Origin of the sequence: Arthrobacter sp. AQ5-05, from assembly GCF_003287975.1 — a bacterium.
Taxonomy (GTDB): domain Bacteria; phylum Actinomycetota; class Actinomycetes; order Actinomycetales; family Micrococcaceae; genus Paeniglutamicibacter.
The window spans coordinates 1-18012 of record NZ_QMKQ01000020.1 but is presented as its reverse complement, the minus strand read 5'-3'; the positions used below and the strand labels follow the sequence as shown (position 1 = coordinate 18012).

At 66.9% G+C, this 18012-nt stretch carries 16 protein-coding genes and 1 pseudogene; 9 read left to right on the top strand and 8 right to left on the bottom strand.

What is annotated here, in order from left to right:
- Positions 1 to 227: 227 nt before the first annotated feature.
- Positions 228 to 2789, top strand: a complete 2562-nt coding sequence (locus tag DQ353_RS15480; protein WP_113763805.1) for an ATP-dependent Clp protease ATP-binding subunit — start codon at positions 228 to 230, stop codon at positions 2787 to 2789.
- A 343-nt stretch (positions 2790 to 3132) separates the two neighbouring features.
- Positions 3133 to 3894: a M10 family metallopeptidase domain-containing protein gene (locus DQ353_RS15475; RefSeq protein ID WP_286166846.1), complete on the top strand. Its 762-nt coding sequence runs from the start codon at positions 3133 to 3135 to the stop codon at positions 3892 to 3894.
- Positions 3895 to 3910: 16 nt separating this feature from the next.
- Here the strand turns inward: DQ353_RS15475 and DQ353_RS15470 are convergent, their stop codons facing one another.
- A complete protein-coding gene (locus tag DQ353_RS15470; protein ID WP_113763803.1) occupies positions 3911 to 4576 on the bottom strand; it encodes a hypothetical protein in 666 nt (221 codons plus the stop codon).
- A gap of 54 nt (positions 4577 to 4630) precedes the next feature.
- On the bottom strand, positions 4631 to 5116 hold the full coding sequence (locus DQ353_RS15465; protein WP_502696407.1) for a DUF302 domain-containing protein: 486 nt from the start codon (positions 5114 to 5116) through the stop codon (positions 4631 to 4633).
- A gap of 127 nt (positions 5117 to 5243) precedes the next feature.
- On the opposite strand from DQ353_RS15465, the gene DQ353_RS15460 reads away from it, so the two are divergent.
- Complete coding sequence (locus tag DQ353_RS15460; RefSeq protein ID WP_146755273.1) at positions 5244 to 5771, top strand: hypothetical protein; 528 nt, start codon at positions 5244 to 5246, stop codon at positions 5769 to 5771.
- Positions 5772 to 5829: 58 nt separating this feature from the next.
- On the opposite strand, the gene DQ353_RS15455 is transcribed toward DQ353_RS15460, so the two are convergent.
- From DQ353_RS15455 to panD, 4 genes are all read right to left on the bottom strand, one after another.
- Positions 5830 to 7074 (bottom strand): nuclease-related domain-containing protein, encoded by a 1245-nt coding sequence (locus DQ353_RS15455; RefSeq protein WP_146755272.1) that lies wholly within the window; start codon positions 7072 to 7074, stop codon positions 5830 to 5832.
- A gap of 173 nt (positions 7075 to 7247) precedes the next feature.
- Positions 7248 to 7553, bottom strand: a complete 306-nt coding sequence (locus DQ353_RS15450; RefSeq protein WP_113763795.1) for a DMT family transporter — start codon at positions 7551 to 7553, stop codon at positions 7248 to 7250.
- Between the two features lie 122 nt (positions 7554 to 7675).
- Entirely contained in the window at positions 7676 to 9364 is a 1689-nt protein-coding gene (locus tag DQ353_RS15445; protein WP_113763793.1) for a long-chain-fatty-acid--CoA ligase, read from the bottom strand.
- Between the two features lie 48 nt (positions 9365 to 9412).
- The gene (gene panD / locus DQ353_RS15440) at positions 9413 to 9835 is read right to left on the bottom strand and encodes an aspartate 1-decarboxylase (protein ID WP_113763791.1); all 423 of its coding nucleotides are present in this window, start codon (positions 9833 to 9835) and stop codon (positions 9413 to 9415) included.
- Positions 9836 to 10241: 406 nt separating this feature from the next.
- Between panD and DQ353_RS15435 the strand changes: the two genes are divergently transcribed.
- Genes DQ353_RS15435 through DQ353_RS15415 form a run of 5 tightly spaced genes read left to right on the top strand, consistent with a single transcriptional unit; the run spans position 10242 to position 15889 of the window.
- The gene (locus DQ353_RS15435) at positions 10242 to 11687 is read left to right on the top strand and encodes a GntP family permease (RefSeq protein WP_113763789.1); all 1446 of its coding nucleotides are present in this window, start codon (positions 10242 to 10244) and stop codon (positions 11685 to 11687) included.
- Between the two features lie 26 nt (positions 11688 to 11713).
- Complete coding sequence (locus DQ353_RS15430) at positions 11714 to 12958, top strand: CaiB/BaiF CoA transferase family protein (RefSeq protein ID WP_113763787.1); 1245 nt, start codon at positions 11714 to 11716, stop codon at positions 12956 to 12958.
- Positions 12955 to 13917 (top strand): hydroxymethylglutaryl-CoA lyase-like TIM-barrel protein, encoded by a 963-nt coding sequence (locus DQ353_RS15425; protein WP_113763785.1) that lies wholly within the window; start codon positions 12955 to 12957, stop codon positions 13915 to 13917. Before DQ353_RS15430 ends, DQ353_RS15425 begins: the two co-directional genes overlap by 4 nt.
- Positions 13917 to 14906: a 2-hydroxyacid dehydrogenase gene (locus tag DQ353_RS15420; protein ID WP_113763783.1), complete on the top strand. Its 990-nt coding sequence runs from the start codon at positions 13917 to 13919 to the stop codon at positions 14904 to 14906. Before DQ353_RS15425 ends, DQ353_RS15420 begins: the two co-directional genes overlap by 1 nt.
- Entirely contained in the window at positions 14903 to 15889 is a 987-nt protein-coding gene (locus DQ353_RS15415) for a glycerate kinase family protein (RefSeq protein WP_113763781.1), read from the top strand. Before DQ353_RS15420 ends, DQ353_RS15415 begins: the two co-directional genes overlap by 4 nt.
- On the opposite strand, the gene DQ353_RS15410 is transcribed toward DQ353_RS15415, so the two are convergent.
- The gene (locus DQ353_RS15410; RefSeq protein WP_113763779.1) at positions 15886 to 16689 is read right to left on the bottom strand and encodes an IclR family transcriptional regulator; all 804 of its coding nucleotides are present in this window, start codon (positions 16687 to 16689) and stop codon (positions 15886 to 15888) included. The genes DQ353_RS15415 and DQ353_RS15410 overlap by 4 nt on opposite strands.
- 356 nt (positions 16690 to 17045) lie before the next feature.
- On the opposite strand from DQ353_RS15410, the pseudogene DQ353_RS15405 reads away from it, so the two are divergent.
- Positions 17046 to 17843 (top strand): annotated as a pseudogene (locus DQ353_RS15405) (NAD(P)-dependent alcohol dehydrogenase); the annotation flags it as partial.
- A 19-nt stretch (positions 17844 to 17862) separates the two neighbouring features.
- Here DQ353_RS15405 and DQ353_RS15400 read toward each other — a convergent pair.
- A partial coding sequence (locus tag DQ353_RS15400; RefSeq protein WP_146755271.1) for a transposase occupies positions 17863 to 18012 on the bottom strand: 150 nt, incomplete at its 5' end.

The following is an 18012-nucleotide window of genomic DNA, read 5'->3' as shown; positions in this document are numbered from 1 at the left end:
GATTCTTTGATGCGACGCTTGTCGGCGATAGCTTGAACCTGCCCACTGGAGTAGACCGAAAACGCCCAGACGCACCGAAAAGACTGAAGGAGCTTAGGGGCAGTTGTTTGCCTTCCTGACATCTCGCCGTCGGCGAACACGACCCGAGCGGGAAGGTGTTCGGGAATATCCTGTTGGCATCCGCGTTAACTTGAGTCAATGGCACTCAAGTATCCATAGGAGGAAACATGCCAGCATTCTTTGGCCCATCCGACGCCGGCAACGGCTCTTTCGAGGACTTCCTGGCGCGCTACCTGCAAGGCCAGCGCACCAGCCGCTTCGGGCGTCCCGTCGACATCACCCGGCTGCTTAGTCGCCACACGCACGAGGTGTTGACCCGTGCCGCGCAATTCGCCGTCGAACACGGCCACAGCGACATCGACGCGCTGCACCTGCTGCGCGTGATGCTCGAAACCGAACCCGTCGGCGAGGCGCTGCGCCGCTCGGGCGCGGACGCCGCGGCAATTGCCCGCGACGCCGAGCAGCGCCTGCCCGAGACCGGGCCGCAGCGCTCCGGTTCCAGTCCCGCGCTGACCCCATCGGCCCAGCGTGCGCTGCTGGATGCCTACCAGGTGGCCCGCGCCTTCGGCTCGACCTACATCGATCCCGAGCACCTGTTCCTGGCATTCGTGCTCAACACCGAATCCCCCGCCGGGCAGGTGCTGGGCGCCGCCGGGGTCACCCCGCAATCACTGCAGGAGGCCGCCGAGGGCGCTGAACAGCCCGGCCGGGGCACAGCACCGGAACCCGGCTCTGCCGCCAAGAGCGGGCCGGCCACCAAGGGACAGACCCCGATGTTGGAGAAGTTCGGCATGGACTTGACTGCCCGGGCCGCCGAGGACGGGCTGGATCCGGTGATCGGCCGCGAAAAGGAGATCGAGCAGGCCATCGAGATCCTGGCCCGCCGAACCAAGAACAACCCGGTGCTGATCGGTGAGGCCGGCGTCGGCAAGACCGCCGTCGTCGAGGGACTCGCCCGCGCCATCGTCTCAGGCGAGGTCCCGGACCAGCTTTCCGGCAAGCGCGTGGTCTCCCTCGACCTGCCCGCCATGGTCGCCGGCACCCGCTACCGCGGCGACTTCGAGGAACGCCTGACCCAGACCCTGGACGAGATCGCCGCCCAGGACGGCGAGGTGATCGTCTTCATCGACGAGCTGCACACCGTGGTCGGCGCCGGAGGCGGCGGGGGCGAGGGGTCCATGGACGCCGGCAACATCCTCAAGCCGCGACTGGCCCGCGGCGAGCTGCACCTGATCGGTGCCACCACGCTGGCCGAGTACCGGAAGGTCGAAAAGGATCCGGCCTTGGAGCGCCGCTTCCAGCCGGTGACCATCGGCGAGCCCTCGATCGAGGATGCCGTGGCAATCCTGCACGGGCTCAAGGAGCGCTACGCCCGGCACCACCAGGTGACCTACACCGACGAAGCAATCCGCGCCGCGGTGGAAATATCGGCACGCTACGTGACCGACAGGTTCCTGCCGGACAAGGCCATCGACCTGATCGACACCGCCGGTGCCCGGCTGAGCCTGAAGCGACCCGCCGGCGTGGACACCGAGGCGCTGGAAGCTCGGATCGCCGAGCTCGGCGCCGACAAGGACCAAGCGGTCGCCGAGGAACGCTACGAGGACGCCTCGAGGCTGCGCGACGAGGCCGAGGAACTTTCCGCGCGCCTGGCCGAGGCACGGGAGGGTGCCGCGGGCACCTCGTCGGCGGTGGTCGACGAAACCCAGATCGCCGAGGTCATTGCCCGTGCCACCGGCATTCCCGCCGCGCGGTTGACCGAGGACGAGAAGGGGCGCCTGGCCCGTCTCGAAGAGGAGCTGCACGAGCGGGTCGTCGGGCAGGACGACGCCGTGGCTGCCGTCGCCAGGGCGGTGCGGCGTTCCCGCACCGGACTGGGCGACGAGGGCAAGCCGGTGGGCAGCTTCCTGTTCCTCGGACCCACGGGCGTGGGCAAGACCGAGCTGGCCAAGGCCCTGGCGGCCTCGCTCTTCGGCGACGAGTCGGCCATGGTCAGGTTCGACATGAGCGAGTTCGGCGAGCGCCACACGGTCTCGCGGCTCGTTGGTGCCCCTCCGGGCTACGTCGGCTACGACGAGGCCGGGCAGCTGACCGAGCGCTTGCGCCGGCGCCCCTACTCGGTGGTGCTGTTGGACGAGGTGGAGAAGGCGCACCCGGACGTGTTCAACCTGCTGCTGCAGGTGCTCGACGACGGCCGGCTCACCGACGGGCAGGGCCGCACCGTGGACTTCCGGAACACGGTCATCGTCATGACCTCCAACCTGGGTTCGGAGTTCCTGGCCAGCCGCGGTGCCCCGCTGGGCTTCGGGTCCGACTCCGGGGCAGGGTCCGAGCGCGAGCTGCGCGCCAAGGTGATGGGCCGGCTGCGCGAGACCATGCGTCCGGAATTCCTGAACCGGATCGACGAGACGGTGCTGTTCCGCAAGCTCGAGGCCGAGCAGCTGCGTGCGATCGTGCGGCTGCAGCTGCGCCGCACCGAGGCCCGGCTCGCCGCCCACGGCATCGGACTTGAGGTCGACGAGGCGGCGGTCGCCTGGATCGCCGAGGCCGGCCACGAGCCGGAGTTCGGTGCCAGGCCGCTGCGCCGGGTGATCTCCCGCGAGCTCGACGACAGGGTCGCGGACCTGCTGGTCACCGACGAGCTCGCCGAAGGCGGGACCGTTGCGGTCACCGCCGACGGGTCGGGCCTGCGGGTCTCGGCACGGCAGGAAGCAGCGCTCGCGGCATAGCCGTCGGGGATCGGGGTGGGCGGGAAGACGATTCCCGCCCACCCCGTTTGCGTCTTCCGCCTATGCTTGGTGTTGCAGGGCTGGGGAGCCCCGCACGGGCACCAACCTTGGGGGGAAAATGCCGCATCAGAAACCGTGGAACCAGGAACCCGGATTCGGGAGCCGGGCCGGGCAACCACTGCGCTCGCCCAGCGGGAGGGTTCCGCAATGGGCACTTGACGAGGCGGCACGTCGGGCGGCAGGCCAGGAACCCGGTACCCGCCCTGTTCCACTGAAAAGACCTGCGCGCAGCTCGTACAGGCGCCCTCGCCGGCGACGTCCACGGCGCAGCTGGAACCTTGGCGTGGTCATCGCACTTCTGGTCGGGCTCTACTACAGCCCCGTGGTCCTGGATCGCCACATCATGCCGGCGCTCACCCCGCTGGTTCCCGGCTCCAACGTTCCCCCGCGCGGCGTCGATGCGGCTGCCGCGCCTTTGGGCACGCCGCCAGCCGGAACAGGGTCCGGGTCATTCCGGCTGCAGGAGTCCCCGGACCCCGGCCAGGACTTCGTCGCCTACGATCCCTGCCGCCCCATACGCTACGTGATCCGCACCCAGGATTCCCCGCCCGGCGGCGAGGATCTGATCCACCAGGCCGTTGCCGAGATTTCCGCCGCCACGGGGTTGCGGTTCGTCTACGACGGTTCCACCACCGAGGCCCCCACCGAGCAACGCAAAAAGTACCAGCCCGAGCGCTACGGCAAGCGCTGGGCACCGGTACTGATCGCCTGGTCGACCCCGGAGGAAACCCCCGACCTTGCCGGGGACGTGGGCGGGCTGGGCGGCAGCGACTACGCCCACATCCCGGGGCATCCGGTGGTCTACGTGGCCGGCCAGGTGATGCTGGATGCACCTGACATGTCCCGGTTCCTCGCATACCCCGGCGGCGCCACATTGGTCCGCGCCGTCATCATGCACGAGCTCAGCCATGTGGTGGGGCTGGCGCATGTGGAGGACCCGAGCCAGCTGATGTACGGCGACGGAAACAACCTGACGACGCTGGCCGACGGGGACCGTGCGGGGCTGGCCCTACTGGGCACCGGGGCCTGCGTGCCGCAGCTGTAGCAGCCACGCAGCAAGGTCAGCCGGGGAAACCGAAGCAGGGGAAGAAGCCCTCGACGCCCGGCCGGGCCACCTCCACGCAATTCGCCTTGACCAGTTCCAGGCTGGCGGCCGGATCTGTCCCCGACACCGAGCGTCCAGCGACCTTGACGCTGATGTCGGCGACCGCATCGCGGCGCAGGTTGTTGTCGACCGCCACGACATTGCCCTCCGGGAAGTGGTCCGGGTTGCTGATGACGGTGTGCTCCAGCTCGCCGGTCCCGATCCAGGCAGCATCCAGTTCCATGGTGACCGGATTGCCGTCGGCGTCCGTGCCCTCCATGGTGGTTGACACCGAGGCGTTGCGCAGCCTCGGGTCTGCCACCAGTTCGGCCATGCTCCTGGCCTCGAACATGATTCCCCCGCCGCCGCCGGCTGCTGCTGCTGACGGTTCTGCGCAGGTGTCGGAGATGCGCACGGCGACATCTGTCAGGCCTTGCTTGTTGACAGGTCCCGGCTGCGAGGCAAACATGCCGGTGCTCGAGGAGAGAAACACCTCCGTCAGTTCACAGCCGTCCTCCACGGCAACATACGCACCCCCATGCGTGGAGGAAATCACATGGTAGATGTTCGGCGCCGCAGTCGCCGGACCGGCCCCCAGCGGCACCAATGCCAAGACCGCAACCACGGCCAACGAGCGCTTCATGTTGTGCTCCCCTCTCGCGAGACACCTACAGGGTAGGCCCCCCGGGACACGCATTCAATGGTGGTGCGCACCCACCGCCGCAAACGCACCCTTTCGGGCGTCGCGCAACTGGGCCAGCAGCTGCGCGTCGATGGTCTCGGTGGTGGTTTCGGTCGCGTCCGCTGCCCGATGGATGAACCCGTTCAAGGGCAACCGTGCCCCGAACTTGGGTTCGGTCAGGAGCCCCCGAGTGGCAAGATGCGGATTCCATGCACCCAAACCCAGGTAGCGACCGATCCTGTCGGCCGATTCCGGGCTGATGTTCGCCGCCAAGACCGCATGCCCGTCAATCTCGGTCAGCGCCCCGACCCCCTGGCGACCCAAGGCATCCTTCGTTTTGGCCACAGCTTCCTCCCATGCCAGCGAAACGGTGATGCTGTGTGTAGCCCGTGTCCCTGGTCCTCCTGCTGCGCATCGCGCGTCGAAGTGTCGGTGTTTGCGGCCAAGCCCGGCCGCGTTCGTGGCAGCTGTCTGTCTCGCGCAGGGAACCAGTGCGGCCACTTTCCCGCCCAAGGAAGCCGTCCCTTTACATGCTCGAAGCCTCTCTGCTAATGTCCAACTCAGCGGCCATTTTTGGCCGCGTTACTGGGGAAACAACTTAATCTTGGGGGAAACCATGAAGAAATCCATGGCTCTATTTGCCATGTCCGGATTCGCTGCAGCGGCCTTGTTTGTCGCTGCCCCGGCATCGGCCGACTGGACGGTGGATCCGTCCACCGGCGTCGGATTCGTCGGCAAGGGCGACGTGCAGGACGCATTCGGCTGGAATGACCACGACTTGCAGGCCAACCACGAGGGCGTGTCATTCGCCCTGGCCGTGAAAACGACGTCAACCACGACATGGTCGTGCTTCAACTCGAAGAACGGGAAGTTCCAGGATCGCGAACATGTCGTCCTGGCCGACACCACCGGCGAGCTGCTCTATGAGGCCCGCACCAACCCGCAGAACAAGGTCACCGGATTCCTGCTCACCGGTCTTGCCGAGGGTTCGAGTTCCGTGACCGAGTCCGACGGGCCGAAGCTGGGATCCTGTCCCAATGGCCCGTGGTCGTTCGTCGAGGGCAGTCTGGGCACCACCGTCGCCGGCGGGGAGTCGGCACTGTCCGTCAGTTTTGCCGACCAGGTCCAGATCCTGGCGCACGCCGTGGCCGAGTAGCCACCTTCGTCCGGGCTGGATGACGCAGTGCGGCATCCAGCCCGGACCACTTTAACGACTATTTCAGCAGTGCGATCATCCGGGCCATCACGTAGCGGTCGACCAACCCGCATTTTTGCCCCTGCAACAGCCAGCGCCCAATCATCTCGATCCCGTCCTGGACGCCTGTTGCCGGTATCCCCGTCGGGGAAATGAGCGCCCCGGCGGTGAACGTTATCGCGCCCTCATCATTGGGGTGGATCAGCACGTGGCAGCCGACCTCGGCCGCGGCCTTGGCCGTCAGGGGGTGGCGCTGTACGTGGTCCATGTGGATGTCCCGCCGGTCGATGCGCCGTCCACGGACATATCCGAGTTTGTCGGCATCCAGCCACCGGTATTCCCCCGGTTTCCAGAACTTCGAATCAATGAAGAGCACCCGGTCCCCGTTGACCACCGCATGGTCGATGTCTGCGACGGTGCTGCCCGGAAAGCGCAGCCCGTGGAAAATCCGGGTTCCCGGGATCCGCAATAGCGATTCAAGTGCCAGGGCGGTGCGCCGTTCCCCGATCACGCCCTTGGCGATATTTTCCTTCCTGAACCGGCTCCACCCGTTGGCCAACGCCCCGCCGCCCACGCCAAACACCCGCTGCGCCACCGCCCGCCGAGTCGCCGCATACGGCCAGAGGCGGTTGACCAACACCAGCCCTACGCCGCACAGCCCGATGGGCACCAACGCGACGGGAGCCGGGGCGGCAACCAGCACGAGCATCGATCCCAGCACCCCGGCCACGAGACCCAGGACCACCAATAATCGCAGCAGGCCGTGGCCCGACCCGATCCTTTCCTCGCGTCCCAGGGTTTCTTCCCACCAGGACAACTGCTCCGGGTCGAATCGCGGCGCCGCCGCGACCGGTGCTTCGCTTGGCGGGGTCGGCCCGCCGGTTGGCCCAGGCGTTGCAGGCGGCTCGGGTTCGGCCTCGCGCAGCTGCCGGGTCGGATTGCCGGACACCCGTTCGGGCGGCAACGGGCCCATCACCCGGCGCGGCGGTGCAGCCACAGCTGCCGCAGGTACCTCAGGGATCGCAGGCGGCACCTCGGGCTCGGGAACGTCCTGGGTGGCAGCACCATGGTCGATCGGCGGGTACTGCTCCACTGACGACGGGTTGGTCAGCAACCAGTAGTCGTAATCGAAGCGCCTGTCCGGGTCCCCCACGATGTACCAGGCGCCCATGATCCGCTCGGTCAGCTGGACGTCGCTTCGATTGCGCCAGATCGCCAACCTTGCGGCCGCGTTGATCTGATTGGGCGATGCGGAACGCCCCACCCCCAAGAACTCATAGTGATCCAAAGCTTCTCCCCCAAGAACATGTCACGACCTTCCCAAGTATTCGATGAACCCGGGGCTTAATCAAGGGGTGGGACTGAGATCGGACCCCCGGCGGCCATGGGGCGCCCGGGGGTCCGCTCATTCTTCGTGGGGGCGCCACGATTTCACCGTCAGGCGTGGAGCGACTTGATGCCCACGACACCGCCAACGATCATCAGCAGGAAGAGCACTTCAAGGACGGAAACAGTTTCAGCACCGGTGATCATCGCGTAGACGACTGTCAGCGTCGCACCGATTCCGACCCACACCGCATAGGCGGTACCCAGCGGCAATTCCTTCATCGCAATCGCCAGCCCGGCCATGCCCAGGGCCAGCCCCGCCACAAACACCGCGGACGGGGCCAGTTTGGAGAAGCCCTCTGACTTGCCCAACGCCGTCGCCCAGACGGCTTCGAGGGCACCGGGTACGGCACCCATCGTCCGGATTCCCCGTCTTGTGGGGGAATACTTTCAAGGTCGCACAGGCAGCACGCCAGGGACAAGTCCCTGACATGGTCAGATAAGCCACCAGCACTTTGGTGCCGGACCGCAGGTGCGGGTTACAAGCCCGGATTGACCTGTTCCCGGACCTGCTTGCGCAGGATCTTGCCGAGCATCGAGCGGGGCAGGTCCTCAATGGCCACGATCCGCTTGGGCACCTTGTACCCGGCCAGCTGCGTGCGGCAGTGCTCGCGCAGCGCCTCTTCGTCCAGCTCCGTCCCGGGCTCCAGCTCCACCGCGGCAACCACCATTTCCCCGCCGCGTTCCAGCGCCTTGCCGAACACCGCGGCGTCCTTCACCTCCGGGTGGGCGCGCAGCACGGACTCGACCTCGGTCGGCGAGACGTTGAAGCCGCCGGTGATGATCAGTTCCTTGGCGCGGTCCACGATCGTGGCGAAGCCGTCGGCATCGACGGTCACCACGTCCCCGGTGCGCAACCAGCCGTCCGTGGTGAGCGTCTTGGCGGTTTCCTCCGGGTTGTTCCAGTACCCGGAGAACACCTGCGGGCCCTTGAGCAGCAACTCGCCCGGTTCCCCCTGGGCCACTTCCAGGTCAGGGTCGTCCAGATCAACGACCTTCATCAGGGTGGAGGGGAACGGCACCCCGATGGTGCCGGTGCGCCGGGTCGGGTGGAACGGGTTGCCCAGGGCCACCGGGGAGGATTCGGTCATGCCATACCCCTCGACCAGCAGGCCGCCGGACACCGATTCCCAGAGCTCGACGACGTGGTCGGGTAGGTTCATGGCCCCGGAGATGCAGTACTTGGCCGAGCGCAGCGAGACGCCTTTTTCCTTGGCTGCCATGGCGGTGCGCTCGTAGATCGGAGGGACCGCGCAGTACACGGTGGCCGGGGATTTCTTCATGGCCTCCAGGACGAGGTCCGGGTCGAACTTCGGGAAAAGCACCAGCAGGCCCTGCTTCTTCACCCCGAAGGTCAGGTAAAGGGTCATGCCGAAGGCGTGGAACATGGGCAGGATCGCGTAGAGGATTTCCTTGCGTTCCCGGGCCCCGGCCATCCAGGCCTCGCCCTGCAGCGCGTTGGCGTACAGGTTGTAGTGGGTGAGCATCGCGCCCTTGGGGTTGCCCGTGGTTCCGGAGGTGTATTGGATGACCGCCAGGTCCTCCACGCCCGGGCGCGGGTGGGCCGCATCGAGTCGCTCGGCCTTGAGCAGATCCTTCCAGGGCATGGTCCCCGGTGCCGCAGCCGTCAGTGCCGCCTTGGATGCGCGGAGTTTCTTCAGCGGCAGGTTCAGTGCCAGGCGCTTCACTGTCGGGAAGGCCTCTAGCAGGTTGACCGAGATGACGGTGTCGATGCGCACATCCTTCGGGAACTCGCGCACGGATTCGACCGCCTTGTCCCAGGCGATGACAATTCGGGCCTGGTGGTCCTCGAATTGGTGGCGCAGTTCGCGGGAGGTGTACAGCGGATTGTGCTCCACGACCACCGCGCCCAGACGCAGCACCGCGTAGAACGCAATGACGTGCTGCGGGCAGTTCGGCAGGATCAGCGCGACCCGGTCTCCGGCGCGAACCCCGAGCTTGCGCAGGCCCTCGGCGGCGCGTTCCACCTGCTCGCCGAGCTCGCGGTAGCTGGTGCGCCGGCCGAAGAATTCGGTGGCGGGGCTATCCCCGGCTTCGGCGACGGATCGCTCGAACATCGCGCTCAGCGATTCGGTGGGCAGCTCGATCTCGGCCGGGACGCCCGGCTGGTAGTTCTTGGTCCAGGAGTGCGCGGCAGTGTTTTCCATGGTTCCATCATGCCGCCATTCAGGGTGCAGGAACGACCGGGGCGCTTTTCAGGCGTCGGCGAAGATGGCGAACGGCGGGGTTTCCAGGCCGTCGGCAAACGCCTCGGCCGGGTTGGTTCCCAGCGCGCAGATGGCGTTGTTTTCATCCACGTGCACCACGGCCGGCTTGTAGGCGCGGGCCTCGGCGTTGGTCATGGAGGCATAGGTGATGATGATGACCAGGTCTCCCACGTTGACCAGGTGGGCCGCGGCACCGTTGATGCCAATGACTCCCGAGCCGCGTTCCCCGGCGATCGTGTACGTTTCCAGCCGGGCGCCGTTGGTGACATCGACGATCGAGACCAGCTCGCCGGGCAGGATGTCCGCAGCGTCGAGCAGGTCCGCGTCGATGGTGATGGATCCGACGTAGTGCAGGTCCGCATGGGTGACCGTGGCACGGTGGATCTTGGACTTGAACATGGTTCGCTGCATGGGGGGATCTCCTGGAGGGGTAGCGCAGGGGCCGGCAATCGTCCTTGAGTGCCTGCCTCGTCGCGCCGGATTCATGCAGGGGTATGTCCCGGCGCCTAAGCCATTCTAGACGGGCAGCCCCACGGTTGTCTGTGACGCATTTGGAGTGCCGGTGTGGCCAGGAAGCGGGGATCGCCGCCCGCATCCCGCGACTCACACCAACATACGGGTCCCGGGTCCACTGATTGCTGAGGGCGTGAATCCTGCGGTCGTTTGGCCCCAGAACGGTCTTCACCTTGTCCGGTCCTGCGATCAATCCAAACCCATTGGTTTACATAGTGAGCTTCAACCCATACTATGAGTTGAGCAAAGTGGTGCAGCTCACCATCAAGGCAGATTCCTCCCTCCTTCACGATCGGATCAACTCATGTCAGAAACTGCGATTCTGATCAACACCGCGGTGGCCGTCCTGGCCACCGTGCTGCTGATCGTTAGATTCAAGGTCAATCCCGTCATAGCCCTGGTCCTCGGATCCCTGTACCTGGGTCTGTCGACGGGACTGGGCATCACCAAGACCATCGAAACCATCACCGGCGGCTTCGGCGAGATCATGGTCGAGGTCGGACTACTGATCGCATTCGGTGTCCTGATGGGCTCGATCCTGAATGAGACGGGAGCCATCAGGCGCCTCGTGGAGCACCTCTTGCGCGCATTCGGCCCCAAGGCCCTTCCCTACACCATGGCCCTGGCCATCGGCACTGCGCTGCAGTCGATCTTCCTTGACGTGCTGCTGGTCATCTCCGCGCCGCTGGCCCGACGCATGGCGCCGAAAATCGGCAAGCACGGCACGGCCCGCATGGCCGCGGCCATGGCCATCGCGCTGGAGTGCGGCATCGTCTTCATGGTTCCCGGCGTAGCTTCACTGGCCCTGGCCGGCCTGCTTGGGGTCCCCCTGGGCAAAATGCTGATTTTCGGGTTCCTTGTCGTCGTGCCCACAATCATTATTTCCATTGCCATCATGACGTTCCTGTTCAAGCGCGGATTTTGGAAATCGGACCGCGATGAACAGCACATCTTCGAAGAAGAGGACTTCCCGCAGGCCCAGTCAAGCGAGCCCCACGGTCCCGGCGCCTACGGGATTTCCTCCACGACCGCCGGCCCCGGGCCCACTGCCACGGAGCCACGGCAGAACCCGGGCTCCGTGGCAGTGGCCGAGCGCACGCAACGTGAAGCTCCCCTGCTCCTGCTCTTCACCCCACTGCTGCTCTCGTTGGCCCTCATTGCCGGCGGCGCACTGGTGGAGATCCTCGGTGCGGAATTCGCCCCGCTGCAATTGATGGGCAACCCGGTGGTCGCGCTGCTGATCGGCTTGATCGGCACCACCCTGGTTGGCCGCTACACCGTCGGCCAAAAGAGCGTGGAGAACGCCATTGCCTCCGGCTTCAAGGAAAGCGGCCAGATCCTGCTGCTCACCGGTGTGGGCGGTTCCCTGGCTGCCACCGTCGCAGCCGCAGGGCTCGGCGACATCCTGGGTGGATTCTTTTCCGCGAGCGCGGTGGCCCCGCTGCTGGTGGTCTGGGCCATCGCCGCCGTCCTGCACATCGCCGTTGGATCCGTGACCCTTTCCGCCATCACCGCCGCGGGCCTGCTTGCACCAATCGCCCCGGTCCTGGGAATCGACCCGGTGCTCATCGCCCTGGCCGCCGGCGCCGGATCGCTGTTCATGGTCCACGTCACCTCGAACACCTTCTGGCTGCTGCAATCGCTACTGGGCCAATCGGTCAGGGGCGCATTGAAGACGGTCACCTTCGGGGTCTCCGTTGCCTCGGTCGTGGCCATGCTCGTTGTCCTGGTCCTGTCCATTTTCATCTAGTCTCCGCACACCCAAGGAAGTCCCCATTGCCTGAAAAAGCTATTGCCCCTCTGGCCGGAGTCCGGGTCCTGGAACTCGGAAACTACATTGCCGCACCCACCGCCGGCCGATTGCTGGCCGATTTCGGCGCCGAAGTCATCAAGGTCGAACGTCCCGGAACCGGCGACGAGCTGCGCAACTGGCGGCTGAAGAAGGGCAGCGTATCCATGCTGTACCGCACGATCAACCGCAACAAGAAGTCGGTCGTGCTGGATTTGCGCAGCGACGCCGGACGAGCGGCCGTCCTGGAAATGGTCAAGCAGTGCGACATCTTGCTGGAAAATTTCCGCCCCGGAACCCTGGAGAAGTGGGGCCTCGGTCCCGAGGTCCTCAACGCGGCGAACCCCGACCTGGTGATCACCCGAATCTCCGCCTTCGGCCAGACGGGTCCGCTCTCTGAACGTCCGGGATTCGCTGCAGTCGCCGAAGCCTTCAGCGGATTCCGCAATTTGGTCGGGGACCCCGACCGCGCCCCTGTGCGCGTAGGGGTGTCAATCGGCGACTCGATCGCCGGACTCTACGCTGCCTTCGGCTCGGTCATGTCGCTGTTCCAACGAGAAACCCGGCGCGGCACCGCCGCGAAGGTGCCCTTGGACGAACGCGTCATTGACGTGGCCCTGCACGAAGCGATGTTCTCCATGATGGAATCCCTCATCCCCGACCTCGGCGCCTACGGCGACAAGCGCACCCGGGTGGGCGGACGCATGGAGGGCATCGCCCCGTCCAACGCCTACGTCTGCAAGGACGGTGCCAGCATCGTGGTGGCCGGCAACGGGGATGCGATCTTCCGACGCTACATGGACACCATCGGACGCCCGGACCTGGGCACCGACCCGACCCTGCAATCCAACGCACAGCGGTGGGAACGGCGCATCGAACTCGATGCGGCCATCGGCGTGTGGACGGCAACACTGCCCTCGCAACAGGCCCTGGAACTTCTCGACGCCGCCGGCGTACCCGCCGGGCCTATCTACACCGCCGAAGACATCGTCAACGAACCGCAATACGCCGCCCGCAACATGATCCAGTCCTTCGACGTCTCCACGGGAGAGGAGATCCTCACGGGCGTCGGGTTCCCCGGCATTGTTCCGGTCATCGGCGGCACCTCGCTCCCGATCCGCACCCTTGGACCCGACCTCGGAGAACACACCCAAGAGGTGCTCGGAGGCCTGCTGGGCATGGACGAAGACCAGATCACCGCCGCTTCAAACCCCGAAAGGACCCCGGCATGAACCACATCCTTGAATCCCGCGCCGTGCTGCGCGACGTGACCTTGCGCGACGGGCTGCAACTGACCGGCAAGATGCTCTCCACCGATCGCAAGGTGGAAACCGTGCGCGAGCTGATCCGCCTGGGCGTGCCGGAAATCGAGTTGGGCTCCATGGCCCGGGCCGACCTCGTCCCGCCGATGGCCAACACGCTGGAGGTCGCCGCAAAGCTGACCCCCCAGGAACTGGAGAGGTGCTGGATCTGGGTGGCGACCCCCGGACACGTCGCGAAGGCCGCGGCGGCAGGCATCCGCAACTTCCAGTACTGCCTTTCGGCCTCCGACGCCCACAACCAGGCGAACATCGGCCGCAGCACCGAGGCCAGCCTCGCCGCCCTGCCGCAGGCCATCGAGTACGCGCGGGCCGTGGACGGCCGCATCCAGCTGTGCATCGCCACGTCCTTCACCTGCCCGTTCGACGGTCAGGTGCCCGAGCAGCGGGTCCTGGACATCGCCAACGACCCGCGCGCCGAGGGCACCAGCGACATCGTCATCTGCGACACCCTGGGCCAGGCCGTCCCCGCGCAGGTGGCAAGCCTGATCTCCCGCGTGCGCGAGGAAACCCCGGACCGGCGCATCGTCTACCACGGCCACGACACCTGGGGCCTGGGCGTGGCCAACACGCTCGCTGCAATCGGCGCGGGAGCCGGGGTAGTGGACGGGGCCCTCGGCGGGCTGGGCGGCTGCCCTTTCGCCCCCGGGGCCAGCGGCAACACCTCCAGCGAGGACATCCTCTTCGCCACCCGCCCCGCATGGCTGGACCCGCGCGCCTTCGCCGGGCTGGTGGAACTCTCCGAGGCCCTGCTGGAAGAACTTGGCGAACCCAACCGCTCGAAGTCGGCCCAGGGCGCGCGGTCCAAGGCCGCCGCCTTTGACTGGGTCATCGCCTCGGACCGGGTCCCCTCGTGCGAAGGAACGCTGTAGTGGGGGTACGGATCCTGCTCACCACCGACCTCCCGCACCCCGCACCGGAACTGCTGGCCGCAGCCGGAGAAATCACCGTGCTTGCGGATCCGCCCAGCTACGAGGAACTCGACGCGCTGTGCTCGAGCGGGGACTTTGACGTGGTGCTCACCCAGCTTCGCGACAGGATCGACGGGCCGCTGCTGGCCCGGGCCCGGGTCAAGGGAATCTCCAACTACGCGGTCGGCCACAACAACATCGATATCTCCGCGGCCACCAAGCACGGGATTGCGGTGGCCAACACCCCCGGGGTGCTCACCGACGCCACGGCAGACATCGCCATGCTGCTCATTCTGGGCACCGCGCGGCGCGTGATCGAGGCGGACCGTCTGGTCCGCGAGGGACGCTTCACCGGCTGGGAACCGGAGCTGATGCTCGGCTCCGACGTCTCCGGAAAGACCCTGGGACTGGCCGGGTTCGGTCGCATTGCCCGGGCCACGGCCCGGCGGGCGCTGGGTTTCGGCATGGAAATCCTCTTTGCCCCGCGGCCACCCGGGGACCGGGTTGTCAGCCAGGAAGAGCTGGGCGAGTTCGCGGGCAAGGTGCGCCAGGTTCCCTGGTCCGAGCTGGTGGCCTCCAGCGATTACCTGTCCCTGCATGTTCCGCTGAACGCCGACACGCACCACGTGGTGGACGCGGACGTGCTGGGGCGGATGAAGCCCTCAGCCATCCTCATCAACACGGCCCGCGGCCCCCTCGTCGATGAGGAGGCGCTGGTGGCGGCCCTATCCACGGGCCGGATCGCCGGGGCCGGGCTGGACGTGTTCGAGAGCGAGCCCCTGCTGGCCGCCGGACTGGCGCAGCTGCCCAACACCGTACTGTTGCCGCATGTGGGCAGCGCGACGGTTCCGGTGCGCGCCGAAATGGCCCGGCTGAGCGCCCTGAACGCCATCGCCATGGCCGCAGGCCAGGTTCCCGCGCACCCGGTGAACCCGGAGGTCTACGGATGAGCGTGCTCGTCGTCCCGGACAGCTTCAAGGGAACCTTCAGCGCGGCGGAGGTGGCCGGGCACATCGCCACCGGCGTCAGGCGTGCCGGAGGGTCGGCGCTGGAAATCCCCGTGGCCGACGGCGGCGAGGGAACCTTCGACGCGCTGTGCGCGGGACTCGACGCGATGCCGGTCCAGGTCCGGGTCCGCAACCCTTGGGGAGAACCGATCACCGCAACCCTGGGCCTGGCCGGCTCCACCGCCGTGGTCGAGCTGGCCCAGGCCTCCGGGCTGCATGTCCCCCACTCCGGGGACCGCGACCCTTTCACCGCCGACACCTACGGCACCGGCCAGCTGGTCGCTCAGGCCGTGGCCCGCGGCGCCCGGCGCATCCTGGTGGCGGCCGGCGGATCGGCCACGACCGACGGCGGGACCGGCGCCGTGCGCGCCATCGAGGAGTCCGGGGGCCTGCGCGGCGCGGAAATCACCGTGCTCTCGGATGTCACCACCGGGTTCCTGGATGCCGCGCGAATCTTTGGCCCGCAAAAGGGCGCGGACCCGGCCACCGTGGAGCTGCTGGCCGAAAGACTGAGGCAGCAGGCGAGCTCCTTCCCCCGCGACCCGTCCGGGACACCCGGAACCGGAGCCGCGGGCGGATTTTCCGGCGGGATGTGGGCGCACTACGGTGCCGACCTAGTCTCCGGGGCGGAGTTCGTCCTCGACGCGGTGGATTTCGACACGCATCTGGCCCGGGCCACCGCCGTGGTGGTCGGCGAGGGCCGGCTCGACGGGCAAAGCATGGGCGGGAAGATCATCTCGGTGATCCTGCAGCGCGTGGCTGCGCTTGCACCCCACGTGCCGGTCTTTGCCGTGGTGGGGTCGCTCGGCGAGGACCTGGGTGCGGCCCGTGATCTCTTTGCCGATGTGCTGGTGGCCTCCGCGCCGGAGGACATGGCCAGGGCCGGTATCCAGGTCCAGGCCGCGCTGCCGCGGCCGCCCTTCTAGCTGCGCGAGGCCACGGTTTCCCCGGGGAACCGTCCGCCGATGAGCCGGGTCATGCGCTCCGCGGTCTCCAACAGCGGCTCGATCCACCCCTCGCACACGGAGCGGGGCATGCGCATCGTCGGGCCGCTGATGGTCACCGCCGCGACGAGCCCCGCGGCCGCATCGAACACCGGGGCGGAGAGGCCCGAGGCGCCGCTTTCCCGTTCCCCGGTGGTGATCGCAAAACCGTCCGCGCGCGTGCGGGAAATCGCGTCGCGAAGATCCTCGGTGCTGGTGATGGTCGCGTCGGTGAAGTGCTCCAGCGGGGCATCCAGCACCGTGCCCAACAGGTCGGGGTTCCATGCCAGAAGTACCCGCCCGGCGGATCCGGCATGAAGCGGCGCAAGCTTTCCGAGGTGCATTTCGCGGCGCAGCGCATGCCTGGTTTCGGCCATTCCCACGCAGACCCGGTACTGTTGCTCGGCGCGGAACAGGCAGGCGGTTTCTCCCGTGGCGTCCCGGAGGTCCGCCAGCAGCGGGTTGATCACGTCAAGGATTTCCTTGCCACGCGTGGCCGGGGCGGCCCAGTAGGCCATTTTCATGCCAATGCGGAAGGCATCACCGTCCCGATCCAGGAATCCCTGCCCGACCAGGTTCGCCACCAGGCGTTGCACCGTGGAGGTGGGCATCCCGGTGGTTTCCCGAATGTCCGAGAGCGTAAGGACCGGCTGGCGAAGCGAGAATGAATCAAGGATTGCGCTGATCTTGCCCAGCACGAGCAGCGGGTTCTGGTTTTTCGTTGGTGCTTCGGCCTTCGACATGAATTTGACGCTAGACCATCGGACCGGGCGCGTCCAATCACCTTGCCTCGGGTCTCGATACCCACATTCCCCTCCCCGCGCGCGGGGCCGGCGTCGCGTGGTTTCCCCCGCGTCGTTGTTGCAGACGGCATCAACGACAGGCATCGCGGCAGCACCCAGGGATGCCCTGCCGGTACATGTATCAACAGGGCATCCCTCGGCCGGCCCCATGGTGGTTTGATGGACTGGGACGCTTCGACGCACCACGCGGTGCCCACGTGGGACCGTGCCGCCGGCACCGCCACACGGCAGGTACGCACGGTCCCGCGCCGGATCCGTCCCGCAGTGAAAAACTTCCTATCGCACTACGGAGAACCATGCTTCAAGTCAACGCCTACGCCGCACCGTCCGCCACGGAAGACCTCGTCCCCACCCGCATCGACCGCCGCGAGGTCGGGGAACACGATGTGCTGATCGGTATCAAGTACTCCGGGATCTGCCACTCCGACATCCATACCGTGCGCGGGGAATGGGGCCCACAGCAGTACCCGCTGGTTCCGGGGCACGAGATCGCCGGGATCGTCACCGAGATCGGCGCATCGGTCACCCGGCACGCCGTGGGCGACCGCGTGGGCGTTGGCTGCATGGTCAATTCCTGCCGCGAGTGCGTCCACTGCCTGGCAGGCGAGGAGCAGTACTGCCTGAAGGGCAACATCGGCACCTATGGCGCCGCGGACGTCGACGGAACCATTACCCAGGGCGGCTACGCCGCGGCCGTGGTGGTGAACGAGGACTTCGTGGTGAACATCCCCGCGGCCCTCGAGCTCGACGTCGCCGCGCCACTGCTGTGCGCCGGGATCACCACCTACTCCCCGCTGCGCCACTGGGGCGTCGGACCGGGCAAGAAGGTCGCGGTGATCGGGCTCGGCGGGCTCGGGCACATGGCGGTCAAGATCGCCCATGCCATGGGCTCGGAGGTCACGGTGCTGTCGCGGACGCTCAAGAAGCAGGAGGACGGACTGAAGCTCGGTGCCGAGAACTACTTCGCCACGGAAGACCCCGAAACGTTCGAGGTGCTGGCCGGTTCCTTCGACCTGATCGTCAACACCGTCAGCGCCGGCATCGACATCAGCGCCTTCCTCCAGCTGCTCACCCTTAACGGGGCTCTACGGAATTGAACGTGGTGAGTCTCCCCTAAGTTCGGTAGTGCCGGTGGCCGCCGGCGGAGAGCAGTGAGCGGATGCGGTAATTCTCGAAGTTACGGAATCCACGGGCGATCCTCCGGGTGGTTTCGATGACACCGTTGATCGCTTCGGTTGGGCCGTTGGAGGCACCTTTCGTGGC

Bases quoted from the DNA above. Each gene is read 5' to 3' on its own strand.
- DQ353_RS15480 (WP_113763805.1), top strand. From the start codon at position 228: ATGCCAGCATTCTTTGGCCCATCCGACGCCGGCAACGGCTCTTTCGAG.
- DQ353_RS15445 (WP_113763793.1), bottom strand. From the start codon at position 9,364: ATGGAAAACACTGCCGCGCACTCCTGGACCAAGAACTACCAGCCGGGC.
- DQ353_RS15450 (WP_113763795.1), bottom strand. From the start codon at position 7,553: ATGGGTGCCGTACCCGGTGCCCTCGAAGCCGTCTGGGCGACGGCGTTG.
- DQ353_RS15425 (WP_113763785.1), top strand. From the start codon at position 12,955: ATGAACCACATCCTTGAATCCCGCGCCGTGCTGCGCGACGTGACCTTG.
- DQ353_RS15410 (WP_113763779.1), bottom strand. From the start codon at position 16,689: ATGTCGAAGGCCGAAGCACCAACGAAAAACCAGAACCCGCTGCTCGTG.
- DQ353_RS15415 (WP_113763781.1), top strand. From the start codon at position 14,903: ATGAGCGTGCTCGTCGTCCCGGACAGCTTCAAGGGAACCTTCAGCGCG.
- DQ353_RS15470 (WP_113763803.1), bottom strand. From the start codon at position 4,576: ATGAAGCGCTCGTTGGCCGTGGTTGCGGTCTTGGCATTGGTGCCGCTG.
- DQ353_RS15435 (WP_113763789.1), top strand. From the start codon at position 10,242: ATGTCAGAAACTGCGATTCTGATCAACACCGCGGTGGCCGTCCTGGCC.
- panD (WP_113763791.1), bottom strand. From the start codon at position 9,835: ATGCAGCGAACCATGTTCAAGTCCAAGATCCACCGTGCCACGGTCACC.
- DQ353_RS15460 (WP_146755273.1), top strand. From the start codon at position 5,244: ATGGCTCTATTTGCCATGTCCGGATTCGCTGCAGCGGCCTTGTTTGTC.